Source organism: Actinosynnema sp. NPDC004786 (assembly GCF_053601135.1).
Genome location: NZ_JBSGBG010000007.1, coordinates 95,705 through 110,009, shown reverse-complemented (window position 1 = coordinate 110,009; position 14,305 = coordinate 95,705). Strand labels below are relative to the sequence as shown.

Below are 14,305 nucleotides of genomic sequence, written 5' to 3'. Positions count from 1 at the left end.
GTGCTACTCCGGGCCGACGCCTGCCGACACCGCTCCTTCCTACCTTCGTGGCGCGAACGTCACGAGGAGGAGTTGTGCCCACATCCCTGCGGCTCGCGGTCGCCGAGTTCCGCGACCGGCCCGGCCGCGCCGTGCTGCCCGGTGTCGCCCTGGTCGTCGGTGTCGCCTGCCTGCTGGCCGCCCTGATGCTCAGCGACGCGATGGTCCGCGCCACGAACGCCGGCGCGCCCACCGTGCCCGCCGGGGTCGACCTCGTCGTCCAACCGCCGCCCCACAGCGACGCCGTGCTCGACCAGGCGACCGCCGATCGGGTGGCGCAGGTTCCGGGGGTGACGCTGGCGCAACCGGTCCGCGAGGTCCGCGCCGACCTGCTCCTCGACGACGGCCGGGCGGGCGAGCGCCGCGCCACCGCCGACGTCGAGCCCGACCGCCCCGACCTGCACCGCGTGCCGATCCTGGAGGGCCGCTCGCCCGGCCCGGACGGCGAGATCGCGGTGGACCGGGTCACCGCCCACGACCACGGCCTCCGGCCGGGCATGTCCGTGCGGCTCGGGGACGCCGCCGGCAAGCCGCTGAGCGTGGTCGTCCGGGGCGTCACCGTGCGCGGCTCGCTCGCCGAGGAGCCCCAGGTCGTGATCGGCGAGGCCCTGGCCGCCAAGCTCGGCGGCACGCCGCGCGTCGAGGCGCTCTACGTGCTCGGCGGCGACCGGGACGCCGTGGCGCGGGCCGCGGGCGAGGGGTTCCGGGTGGACACCCGGGCCGCCGTCGCCGCGACGCCGCCCGACAACGACCTGGCGGCCGTCCTGCTGCCGTTCAGCATCCTCGCCCTGGCCACGTCGGTGTTCGTCGCCTCCGCCACCTACCGCGCCGTCTACGCGCAACGCCGGCGGCACACGGCGTTGCTGCGCTGCCTCGGCGCGCACCGCGGTCCACTCGTCTGGGCGAACCTCCTCGAAGCCCTGGTGACCGGCGCGCTCGCGGGCGCGGTCGGCGCGGTGCTGGGCGGGTCCGTGGCGTGGCTGCTGGCCCGGCTGTTCGACAGCACCGGCCTGTCCTCGCTGCTCGGCGCGGTGGAGCTGAGCCCGTCGCTGCTGCCCTCCGCCGGCCAACTGGTGATCGGCGTGGTCACGGCCGCCTCGCTCAGCGCGTTCGCCGCGGTCCGGCCCGCGCTGGCTGCCGCCCGCGTCTCGCCGCTCGCCGCGCTGCGGACGTCCGAAGGCCAGACGCCGGACGACGCCGTGGTGCGCCGCCGCCGCGTGTTCGGGCTCGTGCTGGTGGGCCTCGCAACGGCCATGGCCGTGCTCGGCGTGCTCGCGCAGGGCTCCCTCGCGGCCATCTTCCTGATCCTGTTCTCCGGCATCACGGCCGTGTTCGGCCTGTTCGGCGTGCTCGGACCGGTCGTGGTGCCCGCGCTCGGCCGGATCTTCGGCTCGGTCGCGAGCCGCTTCGGGGGCGCGCAGTGGAAGCTGGCCGCGGCCGAGGTGCGGCGGGTGCCGCAGCGCTCCGCGTCGGTGGCGATGCCGCTGATCCTGGCCGCCGCCATGGTCACGTTCTTCGCCGTCACGGTGGGGTCGGCGCAGCGCATGGAGGACGAGTTCGCCGACGAGCCGCGGCCCGACGCCGTGGTGGTGGACGCGGGCGGCCGCGCGCTCGACGGGGCCGTGGGCGCGGCGGCCAACCGGCCCGAAGCCGCGAGCACCGTCGTCCTGCACGGCGTCGACGTGGACCAGAAGGACGCCGAGGGCTTCGTGTTCCCGACGCAGGTCGTCGGCGCCGACCCCGACCGGATGCGCGACTGGCTGGCCACCCGGCACGTCGACGCGCGGGACTTCGCGCCGGGCACCGCGCTGCTGGACGACCGGTACGCCGAGCGGTTCGGCGCGCGGCTCGGCGAGCCGTTCACGGTCGAGGGCCTGCCCGGCGGGCCGCGCACGGCCACGGTCGTCGGCACCTTCACGGGCTCGTTGCTCGACCACGCCGACGTGGTGCTGGCCGAACCCGACCTCGCGCCCGCGTCGAAGGTCCTGGTGTCGCTCAAGCCCGGCGCGGACCCGGCGGCCTACGAGGCGGGGGTGCGGGCCGACCTGGCCGACGCGCCCACCGTTCTGGTGAACACCAGGGCCGAGTCGAGCGCGCAGGACCAGCGGTACCTCGACCTGGGGATCGTGCTGCTGATGGTGCTGCTGGGCCTGTCCGTCGCGGTCGCGGTGACCGGCATCGGGACCGCCTTGACGATCTCCGTGCAGGAGCGCCGCAAGGAACTGGCGCTGCGCCGCGCGCTGGGCGTGACCAGGGGCGGTCTGCAGGGCGGCGTGGTGGCCGAAGCGGTGTTGTTGGCGCTGGTGGGCGTGCTGGGCGGGGGAGTGTTCGGCCTCGTGTACGCGGAGCTGGCGCTGGCCGCGGTCGGCGTGTTCGTGTGGCCGACGGCGGCGCTCGCCCCGTTGCTGGTCGGCGGGGCCGGCGTGGTGGTCCTGGCGGTGCTGGCGGCGTTCGGGCCGGCCCGCGGCGCGTCCCGGATCAGGCCCGCCGCCGGGCTCGCCGCCGGCTGAAACGTGACCTACGTCCGGGCGGTGTGCCGGTGGTTGGTCGTAGGCTGCGTGTATGCGGCGGATCATGGGAACCGAAGTCGAGTACGGCATCTCGGTGCCGGGTGACGCGACGGCGAACCCGGTGCTCACCTCGACACAGGTCGTGCTGGCCTACGCGGCGGCCGCCGACATACCGCGGGCGCGCCGGGCGCGCTGGGACTACGAGGTCGAGTCGCCGCTGCGCGACGCGCGCGGCTTCGACCTCGGCACGCCCGGCGGCCACCCCGGCGACAGCGATGTCGAGGACCTCGGCGCGGCCAACGTCATCCTCACCAACGGCGCGCGCCTCTACGTCGACCACGCGCACCCGGAGTACTCCGCGCCCGAGGTCACCAACGCGCGCGACGCGGTGATCTGGGACAAGGCGGGGGAGCGGGTGATGGAGGAGGCCGCGATGCGCGCGGCCACCGTCCCGGGCCAGCCCCGGTTGCAGCTCTACAAGAACAACGTCGACGGCAAGGGCGCCAGCTACGGCACCCACGAGAACTACCTGATGCAGCGCAGCACGCCGTTCACCGCGGTGATCGCCGGGCTGACGCCGTTCTTCGTGTCCCGCCAGGTCGTCGTCGGCTCCGGCCGCGTCGGCATCGGCGCGGCCGGCGAGGAGGCGGGCTACCAGCTGTCCCAGCGAGCCGACTACATCGAGGTCGAGGTCGGCCTGGAGACCACGCTCAAGCGCGGGATCATCAACACCCGCGACGAGCCGCACGCCGACGCGGACAAGTACCGCAGGCTGCACGTCATCATCGGCGACGCGAACCTCGCCGAGTACTCCACCTACATCAAGTGCGGCTCCACGTCGCTGGTGCTGGACATGATCGAGGCCGGTCGCCGGTTCGACGACCTGCGGCTGCAGGAGCCCGTCCGCGCGGTGCACCAGATCAGCCACGACCCGACGCTGAAGACGAAGGTCGAGCTGACCAGCGGGCGCAAGTTCACCGGGTTGGACCTCCAGTTCGCCTACTACGAGCGCGCCGCCGCGTTCGTGGAGCAGGAGGGCTACGGCGACCGGGACGTGCTGCGCGTCTGGGGCGAGGTGCTCGACGCGCTGGCCCGCGACCCGCAGGAGTGCGCCGACCGGCTCGACTGGGTGGCGAAGCTGCGGCTGCTCGAGGGGTACCGCGCGCGGGACGGCCTGGCCTGGGGCTCGCCCCGGCTGTCGCTGGTCGACCTGCAGTACTCCGACGTGCGGCTGGACAAGGGCCTCTACAACCGGCTGGTCGCCCGCGGCTCGATGAAGCGCCTGGTCAGCGAGGAGGAGGTCCGGGCGGCCATCCTGGCGCCGCCGGAGGACACCCGCGCCTACTTCCGCGGCCGGTGCCTGGAGCGCTACCCGACCTCGGTGGCCGCGGCGTCGTGGGACTCGGTGATCTTCGACCTCGGTCGCGAGTCGCTCGTCCGGATCCCCACCCTCGAACCCCTGCGCGGCACGAAAGCGCACGTCGGAGCGCTGCTGGAGGCCGCGGACACGGCCGAGCAGCTCGTCGAGGCGCTGACCCGGGGCTGATCAAGAAACCCGAGTGGCAGGCGCAGGATGTCATGCCTGGTGGGTAGTGTTTAACTCGCAGGACCCGAAGACCGGGAGGTCGACATGGCCCAGGAACAGGTTCAGCGCCAAGGCGGCGGTGACGGCGACGAGAACGGCGACGGCGCGGCCGCCGCCGGCCAGGAACGCCGCGAGAAGCTCGGCGAGGACGTCGACGCCATCCTCGACGAGATCGACGACGTGCTCGAGGAGAACGCCGAGGACTTCGTGCGCGCGTACGTGCAAAAGGGCGGCGAGTAAGCAGCCGCAGGCGGGACAGGAGAAGAACTCACACATGGACCACAGCTCGACCGGGCACTACCCGGCCGCGTCGTTGCCCCCGGCCTACCTCAGGCCGGGGTCGTCGTCGTTCACCGATTTCCTCCGCGCCCAGGCCCCCGAACTGCTGCCGTCGAGCCGCACCCCGCCCGAGGGCGGCGCGGTGCAGGCGCCGCACGGCACGACCATCGTCGCCCTCACGTTCAAGGGCGGCGTGGTGATCGCGGGCGACCGGCGCGCCACGATGGGCAACGTGATCGCCCAGCGCGACATGAAGAAGGTGTTCATCACCGACGACTACTCGGCGGTGGGCATCGCCGGCACGGCGGGCATCGCGGTCGAGATCGTCCGGCTCTACGCGGTCGAGCTCCGGCACTACGAGAAGATCGAGGGCGTCTCGCTGTCGCTGGACGGCAAGGCGAACCGGCTCTCCGCGATGATCAAGGGCAACCTGGACGCCGCGCTCGCGGGCCTCGCGGTCGTGCCGCTGTTCGCGGGCTTCGACACCGACGCGCCCGACCCGGACCGCGCCGGCCGCATCGTGTCCTACGACGTGACCGGCGGCCGGTACGAGGACTCGCAGGGCTACCAGGCCGTCGGCTCGGGCTCGCTGTTCGCGAAGTCGGCGCTGAAGAAGCTCTACGACCCGGACGCGGACGCCGACACGGCCGTCAAGACCGCGATCGAGGCGCTCTACGACGCGGCCGACGACGACTCGGGCACCGGCGGCCCGGACGTGGTCCGCCGGATCTTCCCGGTCGTCGTGACGATCACCGCCGAGGGCGCGGCGCACGTGCCCGACGAGCGGGCCGCCGAGTTCGCCGAGTCGGTCGTCGAGGGCCGCAAGGCCCGGCCGGCGGGCTGAGCGCCGTGCCGACCCCCATCCCCACCCGCATCCGCCGAGCCCGGGAGCCGCAGCAGTGACGATGCCGTTGTACGCCTCACCCGAGCAGATCCTCCGCGACCGCGCGGAGTACGCCCGGAAGGGCATCGCCCGAGGTCGGAGCGTCGTGGTGCTCCGGTACGCCGACGGCGTGCTGTTCGTGGCGGAGAACCCGTCCGCCACCCTGCACAAGGTGTCCGAGATCTACGACCGCATCGCGTTCGCCGCGGTCGGCCGCTACAGCGAGTTCGAGAACCTGCGCCAGGCGGGCATCCGGTTCGCCGACATCCGCGGGTACCAGAACGACCCGCGCGACGTGACGGGCCGGTCGCTGGCCAACGTGTACGCCCAGACGCTGGGCTCGATCTTCGCCGAGCAGATCAAGCCGCTCGAGGTGGAGATCTGCGTGGCCGAGGTCGGCACGGACCCCGAGCAGGACACGCTGTACCGGCTGACCTACGACGGTTCGATCTTCGAGGAGCCGCAGTACGTCGTGATGGGCGGCCAGGCCGAGGCGACGGGCACGGCGCTCAAGGACGCCTACACCGAGGCCCAGCCGCTGGCCGAGGCCGTGCGCATCGCGGTGAAGGCGCTCAGCGCCGGCAGCACCACCACCGGCAACGGCAAGCCGGACCTCCTCGACCGCGGCAAGCTGGAGGTCGCGGTCCTGGAGCGCGACCGCCCGCGTCGCGCGTTCCGCCGCATCACCGGCGCCGCGCTGGCGGCCCTGCTGCCCGGTGACGAGCCGGCGGCGGCCGGGGCGGAGGAGCCGGCGCCGCCCGCCAAGGGCGGCCGCAGGAAGCCCGTGACGGACGTGAACCTGCCGCCGAACGACGACAAGGCGTAGCCCTCGCGCGAGCCAGGCGGAGGCCCCCGGCACACCGCCGGGGGCCTCCGCCGCGTCAGAGGAAGATCTTGACGAGCTGGTCGCGCCCCTCGGGGTCGCGCAGCACCACCTGGTTGCCCGCGCGCAGCTCCGCGTCGACGAACTCGTAGATCAGCAGCGCCCGGTTGAGGTGCCCCGATGAGTGGAGTGAGGCCGGACCCGGAACCCGTCGGGTCCGACAAGACCGCGGGATGGGGAGACCCGACCCGCGCGGCGCGGATACGCCTGGAGAAGTCGGGGTTCGGTGGAGGTGGCGGTGCCCGCCGCCCACACCTCCCGGCTGCTCGACGCGGTGGTCGTCGTCCTGGCGGCGGCGGGCGCGGTGGTGTGTCCGGTGCTCACGTTGCGGGGTGGTCCCCCCGGACTTCCCCACGTGGGCCGCGGTCGCCCTGGTCGCCGGCCGGATCGGTCTGCTCGGCGTCCTCGCGCTGGTCGCGCGTCGCAGGTGACGAGGTGCGGATGGGGCACCCGGGGGGAGTGCCCCATCCCGCGTGCCCGGCGCGCGTCGGGGTCGCCGGCCCGTGGGACCGGCTCCTCCCGACGCGCCGTCAGCGGCGGGCCGGCGCCAACCCGAGCAGGCGGCGGCACTCGGGCGGCATGCCCACGCCGTCGGCGATGCGCTCGATGGTGTCCAGCGTGGGCAGCCGCCGGCCGCGCATGTACTCGCTGATCCGGCCCTGCGTGATGCCCGTGACGCCCGCGAGGTCGTTCTGGCTGCACCCGGCGTAACGCCTGATCAGGACCAACAGGCTCGCGATGTCCCGGGCCTCCAGCGCGGTCACGACCTCCAGCCGCGACCACAGGCTGTCCGGCACGCGCGCGACCCATCCGGCTCTACGTTCCATGACAAGTCCCCCCGACTGGGAATCGTCCCTCCCCAGGGGAGTATTACGCAACGGAACCACGCAATCACACGGTGATATCTCACCTTGTGCTGCCGAACCCGCCGTCACGCCTGCGACCGTTCCTGGGTCCGCAACCTGAGGGGGGAACGGGATGAAGCACCTGACCAAGCTGCTCGCGGCGCTGGGCCTGCTGCTCGCGGCGCTGGTCGTCGCGCCGTCGGGCGCCTCGGCCGCGCCGGTCGGCGCGCTGACCGCGAACGGTCCCATCTACAGCCTGCACGACGGGCGTTGTCTGGACTCCGACGTGTCGTCGCCCACGCACAACGGCACGAAGGTGCAGATCTGGGACTGCAACGGCTGGAACAACCAGAAGTGGACCTACTACGACGACTACACGATCCGCAGCACCCAGGACGGGCGGTGCCTGGACTCGGACGTGTCGTCGCCGACGCACGACGGCACCAAGGTGCAGGTGTGGGACTGCAACGGGTGGGACAACCAGAAGTGGACGATCTACACCAACGGCCAGATCGTGAGCTGGCACGACGGCCGGTGCCTCGACCTCGACGTGTCGTCGCCGACGCACAACGGCAGCAAGGTGCAGGTGTGGACGTGCAACGGCTGGGACAACCAGGCCTGGTACAAGCCGTGACACCACCGCGTCGGTGATCACGCCCGGTCGCCCCGGCCACCGGGCCGCCCGCCGCCGCGCTTGCCGCGACCGCGCTGCGCGCCGGCGAGCCGCCCGCGAGCGGGAGAGCGGCAGCCGGGCCGGCGCCGACCGACCCGTCCGCCGCGATCGCACCCGACCCGCCCGCGTGCCCGGCCCCCGACCGGCTCGGCAGCAGGGCCAGCGAGAAGTACGGCACGCCGTCCGCCTCCACCTCGGCCAACGGCGCGGTCCGCTGCGCCCCGGTCGTCGCCCGCTCCACGTACCACGCCTCGCCCAGCCGGCCCGACCGCGCCAACGCCTCCCGCACCCGCGGGAACGTGCGGCCCAGCTTCATCACCGCCACCGGGTCGCCGCCGGCCAGGTGACCGGCCAGCTCCTCCTCCGGCAACGTGCCCGGCAGCACGGTCAGCACCTCGTCCCGCTCCACCAGCGGCCGCCCGAGCACCGCCGCCCCCGCGCTCACCGACGTCACCCCCGGCACGACCTCGGCCGGGTACCGGTGCGCCAACCGCTTGTGCAGGTGCATGTAGGAGCCGTAGAAGAACGGGTCGCCCGCCGCCAGCACCACGACCGTCCGCCCGGCGTCGAGGTGCGCCGCCAACCGCGCCGCGCACTCCTCGTAGAACGCGTCGATCTCGCCCTGGTAGTCGTCGGACTCCTCGGTCGTGACCGGGTAGACCAGCTGCTCCTCGACCTGCCCCTCGCGCAGGTACGGTTCGGCGATCCGGCGCGCCACGCTGCGCCCGTGCCGCGCGCTGTGGAACACCACCACGTCGGCCTCGCCGATCAGCCGCGCCGCCTTGACGGTCACCAGCTCCGGGTCGCCCGGACCCACCCCGACCCCGTACAGCCTGCCCGTCATTCTTCCTCGCTCGCGATCGCGTTGAGCGCCGCCGCGGTCATGGCGCTGCCACCCCGCCGACCGCGCACGACCAGGTACTCCAACCCCAGGCCGTTGGCCGCCAACGCGTCCTTCGACTCGGCCGCGCCGATGAACCCCACCGGCACGCCGAGCACGGCGGCGGGTCGGGGCGCGCCCGCCGCGATCAGGTCGAGCAGGTGGAACAACGCGGTGGGCGCGTTGCCGATGGCCACCACCGCGCCCTCCAACCGGTCCCGCCACAGCTCCAACGCCGCCGCGCTGCGCGTGGTCCCCAGCTCCTCGGCCAACCCGGGCACCCGCGGGTCGCCCAACGTGCAGACGACCTCGTTGTCCGCGGGCAGCCGGCGACGCGTCACGCCCGCCGCGACCATCTGCGCGTCGCACAGGATCGGCGCGCCCGCCAGCAGCGCCGCCCGCGCGTCGCGCACCACGTGCGGCGAGAAGTCGACGTCCCCGACCAGGTCGACCATCCCGCAGGCGTGGATCATCCGCACCACCACCCGGGCGACGTCGGACGGGAACCGCGCCAGGTCGGCCTCGGCGCGGATGGTGGCGAACGAACGGCGGTAGATCTCCGCGCCGTCCTTGACGTACCCGGTCACCTGATCTCCTCGTACCCGTCGCCGGTCGCGACGAACTCCACCACGTCGCCCGCCGGGCGACCGCACCGCCGGGCGCAGCCCGACCAGTGCACCCGGCCGGACCCGGTCCGCGCCCGCACCCAACGGGTCGCGTCGGCCCGCACGTCGGCCAGCGACTTCGCGCACCCCGGCCGCCCGGTGCACGCGCTCACGCCGTGCCACGGCGAGTCCGGCGACGTGAACAGGCCGCCGGTGTCGGTCCCGGCCGGCAGCACCAGGCTCCGCCACGGCGTGATCCGCACCGGCACGCCGGCGAGCAGCCGCGCGTCCCACCGCCCGAACGGCACGCCCGCCACGACCACGTCGCCGTGCCCACCGGGTGCGACGGGCGTCACACCGGACGGGATTTTCACGGAACCGGGCTCGCCCAGCGCCGCCGTGATCTTCCGCACACCGCCGTCCACTTCGGACAGCCGCCACGCCTCGCCGCGGATCCCGGCGAACACCCGCGCGGCCGTCACCACGGCGTTCACCGGGTCCGCCACCCGCAGCCCGGAATCGCGCCCGGCCAGGAACAACGCGTCACCGACGAGCCCGATGTCACCCGACAGGCCGCTCACCGCGCCACCCACCGTGACCAGGAACCTCCCCGGCAGGGAGGCCAACTCCGGCGCCGCGAGCAGCGCCGCGTCGAGCGCGTCCACCAGCGCCTGGTTGTCCTCCATCGGCGCGGCGACGATGTTGCGCATCCGCTCGTGCGTCACCGACGGCAGCAGGCCGGCCGCGCGCAGCCGCGCGCCCAGCTCGTGCTCCGCCCCCGGCGCCAAGCCCCTGATCTGCACGTTCGCCCGTGACGTCAGCTCCAGGAACCCGTCGCCGAGGTCCAGCGCGGCGGCACGCAGCACGTCGACCCGCTCGGCGCTCAACGTGCCGCCGGGCACCCGCACGCGCGCCAACCCGCCGTCGGCGGCGCGGTGCACGTCGACGGCGCCGGGGCAGGCGTCCGGGTGAGTTCGCTCCGTGGGCATGGACTGGATGCTAACTGCCGTTAGGGTGACCTCCGAACGGCGAAGCAGCAGGAGGAAGCCGGTGTGAATCCGGCGCGGTCCCGCCACTGTGACCGGGGGAGCCCCCGGGAGTCAGGAACTCCGCTCGCCGTCCCCTACGACCGGGGCGAGGACCCCCGAGGGATGGAGCCCGCACGTGATCCTGCTGTTGTCGACCTCCGACACGGACCTGCTGTCCGCCCGTGCCAGCGGCGCCGACTACCGCCTGGCCAACCCCGCCCGCACCGCCGTGGACGACCTCCCGGCCCTGGTGGAGGGCGTCGACCTGGTGGTCGTGCGCATCCTCGGCGGCCGCCGGATGTGGGAGGAGGGGCTGGACCGGCTGCTCGCGTCCGGCCTGCCGGTCGTCGTGCTGGGCGGCGAGCAGAACCCGGACGCGCCGCTGATGGAGCTGTCGACGGTGCCCGGCGGGGTGTGCGCCGAGGCGCACGCGTACCTGGCGCACGGCGGCGCGGCGAACCTCGCCCAGTTGCACCGCTTCCTGTCCGACACGGTCCTGCTCACCGGCCACGGCTTCGCGCCGCCCGCGCCGACGCCGACCTGGGGCCTGCTGGAGCGGGACGACCAGGCCGACGGGCCGACCGTCGCGGTGCTGTACTACCACGCCCACCACGTGGCCGGGAACACCGCGTTCGTGCACGCGCTGTGCGACGCGATCGTGGCCAAGGGCGGCCGGCCGCTGCCGGTCTACTGCGCCTCCCTGCGCACCGCCGAACCGGAGCTGCTGGCCGAGCTGGCCAAGGCCGACGCCCTGGTGGTCACCGTGCTCGCGGCCGGCGGCGCCAAGCCCGCCGCGGCGTCGGCCGGCGGTGACGACGACGCGTGGGACGTGGGCGCGCTGGCCGCCCTCGACGTGCCGATCCTCCAGGGGCTGTGCCTGACCACGAGCCGTGCCGCGTGGGAGGGCAACGACGACGGTCTGTCCCCTTTGGACACCGCGACGCAGGTGGCGATCCCGGAGTTCGACGGCCGGATCATCACGGTGCCTTTTTCGTTCAAGGAGGTCGACGAGGACGGCCTCACCGTCTACGTCGCCGACCCGGAGCGCGCCGCCCGGGTCGCGGGCATCGCCGTGCGCCACGGCAGGCTCCGGCACGTCCCGCCGGCCGAACGCCGCGTCGTGGTGATGCTGTCGGCCTACCCCACCAAGCACTCCCGCATCGGCAACGCCGTCGGCCTGGACACGCCCGCGAGCGTGGTCCGGCTGCTCGCCGCGATGCGCGACCGGGGCTACGACATCGGCGACGGGCTGCCCGGCGTGGCCGACCTCGACGGCGACGCGCTCATCCACGCGCTCATCGCGGCCGGCGGCCAGGACGCCGACTGGCTCACCGAGGAGCAGCTCCGGGGCAACCCCGTGCGGCTGCCCGCCGCCCGCTACCGCGAGTGGTTCGCCACCCTGCCGGCCGACGCGCGCGAGGAGGTGGAGCGGCACTGGGGCGAGGCGCCCGGCAACCTGTTCGTGGACCGGTCGCGCGACCCCGACGGGGAGATCGTGCTGGCCGCGCTGCGCTCCGGCAACGTCGTGGTCATGGTGCAGCCGCCGCGCGGCTTCGGCGAGAACCCGATCGCCATCTACCACGACCCGGACCTGCCGCCGAGCCACCACTACCTGGCCGCGTACCGCTGGCTGGAGGACGGGTTCGGCGCGGACGCCGTGGTGCACGTCGGCAAGCACGGCAACCTGGAGTGGCTGCCCGGCAAGGCGGTCGGCCTGTCGGCGGCCTGCGGGCCCGACGCGGCGCTGGGCGACCTGCCGCTGATCTACCCGTTCCTGGTCAACGACCCCGGCGAGGGCACCCAGGCCAAGCGCCGGGCGCACGCCACCCTGGTGGACCACCTCGTGCCGCCGATGGCCAGGGCCGACAGCTACGGCGACATCGCGCGGCTGGAGCAGTTGCTGGACGAGCACGGCACCATCGCCGCGATGGACCCGGCCAAGCTGCCCGCGATCCGGGCCCAGATCTGGACCCTCATCCAGGCCGCGAAGCTCGACCACGACCTCGGCCTGTCCGACCGCCCGCACGACGACGGGTTCGACGAGCTGATCCTGCACGTCGACGGCTGGCTGTGCGAGGTCAAGGACGTCCAGATCCGCGACGGCCTGCACGTCCTCGGCCAGGCGCCCACCGGCGCGGCCCGGGTGAACCTGGTGCTGTCGATCCTGCAGGCCAAGCAGGTGTGGGCGGGGCAGGTCGCCGCCCTGCCGGGGCTGCGCGAGGCGTTGGGGCTGGCCGAGACCGCGGGCGGCGCGACCCGCGTCGAGACCGACCGCGTCGAGGAGCGGGCCCGCGCCCTGGTCCAGGCGATGGAGGACGCCGACTGGGACGTCCGCGCGGCCCGGACCCTCACCGACGACGAGGACGTGGCGCGGGTGCTGGAGTTCGCCGCCACCGAGGTCGTGCCCCGGCTCGACCGCACCACCGACGAGCTGGCCAACGTGCTGCACGCGCTCGACGGCGGGTACGTCCCGGCCGGTCCCAGCGGCTCGCCGCTGCGCGGCCTGGTGAACGTGCTGCCGACGGGCCGCAACTTCTACTCGGTGGACCCCAAGGCGGTGCCGTCCCGGCTGGCGTGGGAGACCGGTCAGGCGATGGCCGACTCGCTGCTGGCGCGCTACCGCTCCGAGACGGGGGAGTGGCCCGCGTCGGTCGGCCTGTCGGTGTGGGGCACCAGCGCCATGCGCACGGCCGGTGACGACGTCGCCGAGGTGCTGGCCCTGCTCGGCGTCCGGCCCAAATGGGACGAGGGGTCCCGTCGGGTGACCGGTCTGGAGGTGATCCCGCTGGTCGAGCTGGACCGACCGCGAATCGACGTCACGGTCCGCGTGAGCGGCTTCTTCCGGGACGCGTTCCCGCACGTGGTGGCACTGCTCGACGACGCGGTGCGACTGGTCGCGAACCTGGACGAGTCGGCGTCCGACAACTACGTCCGCGCGCACGCGCAAGCCGATCTCGCGCAGCACAACGACCCGCGTCGCGCCACAATGCGCATCTTCGGCAGCAAACCCGGCGCGTACGGCGCGGGCCTGCTCCCGCTGATCGACAGCCGGAACTGGCGCGACGACGCCGATCTGGCCGAGGTCTACGCGGTGTGGGGCGGCTACGCGTACGGCCGCGATCTCGACGGCGTGGAAGCGCGCCCGGCCATGGAAAGCGCGTACCGGCGCATCGCGGTGGCGGCGAAGAACATCGACACCCGCGAACACGACATCGCCGATTCCGACGACTACTTCCAGTACCACGGCGGAATGATCGCGACCGTCCGCGCGCTCACCGGCAAAGCGCCCGCCGCATATGTCGGCGACAGCACGCGTCCGGACGCGGTGCGCACCCGGACGCTGCACGAGGAGACGAACCGCGTCTTCCGCGCCCGCGTGGTGAACCCGCGGTGGTTGGCCGCGATGCGCGAGCACGGCTACAAGGGCGCGTTCGAACTCGCCGCGACGGTGGACTACCTGTTCGGCTACGACGCCACCACCGGGGTGGTCGCGGACTGGATGTACGAGCAGCTCGCGGCCAACTACGTGCTGGACCCGGTGAACCGGGAGTTCCTGGCGCGGGCCAACCCGTGGGCGCTGCACGGCATCTCCGAGCGGCTCCTGGAGGCGGCCGACCGGGGCATGTGGGAGCACCCCGAACCGGAGACGCTGGAATCGCTGCGAAAGGCATATCTGGAAACCGAGGGCGATTTGGAAGACGGTCGCTGAACCGCGGCGCGACCGGGACCGCGCAATGGCGGCAATACCCTGATCGCGGGGTGCCCCTATATTCGCGCGATCTCTCGCGGCGGGCGTCCCCGTCGCCGGGGCAATGGGCCGGCGCGTCCCCGCGGGGCGACTCGGCGCCACTCGACCGGCCGGTGTCATCACCCGGCCGGTCGAGTCACGACACCCGACCGGACAGTCTTACCGACACCCCGTGTGCGACTCGCCGGGGGTGGTTGCGGACGCGCTTGCACTTCCGGGGCACACTGGTGCCGGGTGAGTGGGGTCACGCCTCGTGAATCGTTTCCGGGTCATCGTCTCGGAGATGAACCGAACGTGTCCGACCGGTCTACGAACAGTGCCTGAACGGACTACCGTTCACACCGCTA

At 73.6% G+C, this 14,305-nt stretch carries 10 protein-coding genes, 1 pseudogene and 1 riboswitch; of the genes and pseudogenes, 7 read left to right on the top strand and 4 right to left on the bottom strand.

Annotation, left to right across the window (positions count from 1 at the left end; translation table 11 throughout):
- The first annotated feature begins 74 nt into the window (after positions 1-74).
- The 5 genes from ACWEFJ_RS08460 to prcA all read left to right on the top strand — a co-directional run bounded on the left by ACWEFJ_RS08460 (position 75) and on the right by prcA (position 6,122).
- Positions 75-2,549 (top strand): FtsX-like permease family protein, encoded by a 2,475-nt coding sequence (locus ACWEFJ_RS08460; protein ID WP_449713314.1) that lies wholly within the window; start codon positions 75-77, stop codon positions 2,547-2,549.
- Between the two features lie 52 nt (positions 2,550-2,601).
- The gene (gene dop, locus ACWEFJ_RS08455; RefSeq protein WP_378085813.1) at positions 2,602-4,095 is read left to right on the top strand and encodes a depupylase/deamidase Dop; all 1,494 of its coding nucleotides are present in this window, start codon (positions 2,602-2,604) and stop codon (positions 4,093-4,095) included.
- Between the two features lie 84 nt (positions 4,096-4,179).
- A complete protein-coding gene (locus ACWEFJ_RS08450; protein WP_033441451.1) occupies positions 4,180-4,374 on the top strand; it encodes a ubiquitin-like protein Pup in 195 nt (64 codons plus the stop codon).
- A gap of 34 nt (positions 4,375-4,408) precedes the next feature.
- Positions 4,409-5,257 carry a proteasome subunit beta gene (gene prcB / locus ACWEFJ_RS08445; RefSeq protein ID WP_378085815.1) on the top strand — a complete coding sequence of 283 codons (849 nt, stop codon included), beginning with the start codon at positions 4,409-4,411 and terminating at the stop codon, positions 5,255-5,257.
- Positions 5,258-5,312: 55 nt separating this feature from the next.
- Positions 5,313-6,122 carry a proteasome subunit alpha gene (gene prcA / locus ACWEFJ_RS08440; RefSeq protein ID WP_378085817.1) on the top strand — a complete coding sequence of 270 codons (810 nt, stop codon included), beginning with the start codon at positions 5,313-5,315 and terminating at the stop codon, positions 6,120-6,122.
- Positions 6,123-6,709: 587 nt separating this feature from the next.
- Here prcA and ACWEFJ_RS08435 read toward each other — a convergent pair.
- Positions 6,710-7,006 (bottom strand): helix-turn-helix domain-containing protein, encoded by a 297-nt coding sequence (locus tag ACWEFJ_RS08435; protein ID WP_378091167.1) that lies wholly within the window; start codon positions 7,004-7,006, stop codon positions 6,710-6,712.
- Between the two features lie 151 nt (positions 7,007-7,157).
- Here ACWEFJ_RS08435 and ACWEFJ_RS08430 point away from each other — a divergent pair, with 151 nt between their 5' ends.
- Positions 7,158-7,658, top strand: coding sequence for an RICIN domain-containing protein (locus ACWEFJ_RS08430; RefSeq protein WP_378091169.1), 501 nt, complete (start codon positions 7,158-7,160; stop codon positions 7,656-7,658).
- A 40-nt stretch (positions 7,659-7,698) separates the two neighbouring features.
- Here the strand turns inward: ACWEFJ_RS08430 and ACWEFJ_RS08425 are convergent.
- The 3 genes and pseudogenes from ACWEFJ_RS08425 to ACWEFJ_RS08415 all read right to left on the bottom strand — a co-directional run.
- Positions 7,699-8,541, bottom strand: a pseudogene (locus ACWEFJ_RS08425) (precorrin-2 C(20)-methyltransferase); the annotation flags it as partial.
- Entirely contained in the window at positions 8,538-9,164 is a 627-nt protein-coding gene (locus ACWEFJ_RS08420; protein WP_378093452.1) for a precorrin-8X methylmutase, read from the bottom strand. The pseudogene ACWEFJ_RS08425 and the gene ACWEFJ_RS08420, both read right to left, overlap by 4 nt.
- A complete protein-coding gene (locus ACWEFJ_RS08415; protein ID WP_378093450.1) occupies positions 9,161-10,171 on the bottom strand; it encodes a hypothetical protein in 1,011 nt (336 codons plus the stop codon). Before ACWEFJ_RS08415 ends, ACWEFJ_RS08420 begins: the two co-directional genes overlap by 4 nt.
- A gap of 11 nt (positions 10,172-10,182) precedes the next feature.
- Positions 10,183-10,312: riboswitch (cobalamin riboswitch) on the top strand.
- A 34-nt stretch (positions 10,313-10,346) separates the two neighbouring features.
- Here ACWEFJ_RS08415 and cobN point away from each other — a divergent pair.
- Positions 10,347-13,919 (top strand): cobaltochelatase subunit CobN, encoded by a 3,573-nt coding sequence (cobN, locus tag ACWEFJ_RS08410; protein WP_449713313.1) that lies wholly within the window; start codon positions 10,347-10,349, stop codon positions 13,917-13,919.
- The last annotated feature ends 386 nt before the right edge of the window (positions 13,920-14,305 follow it).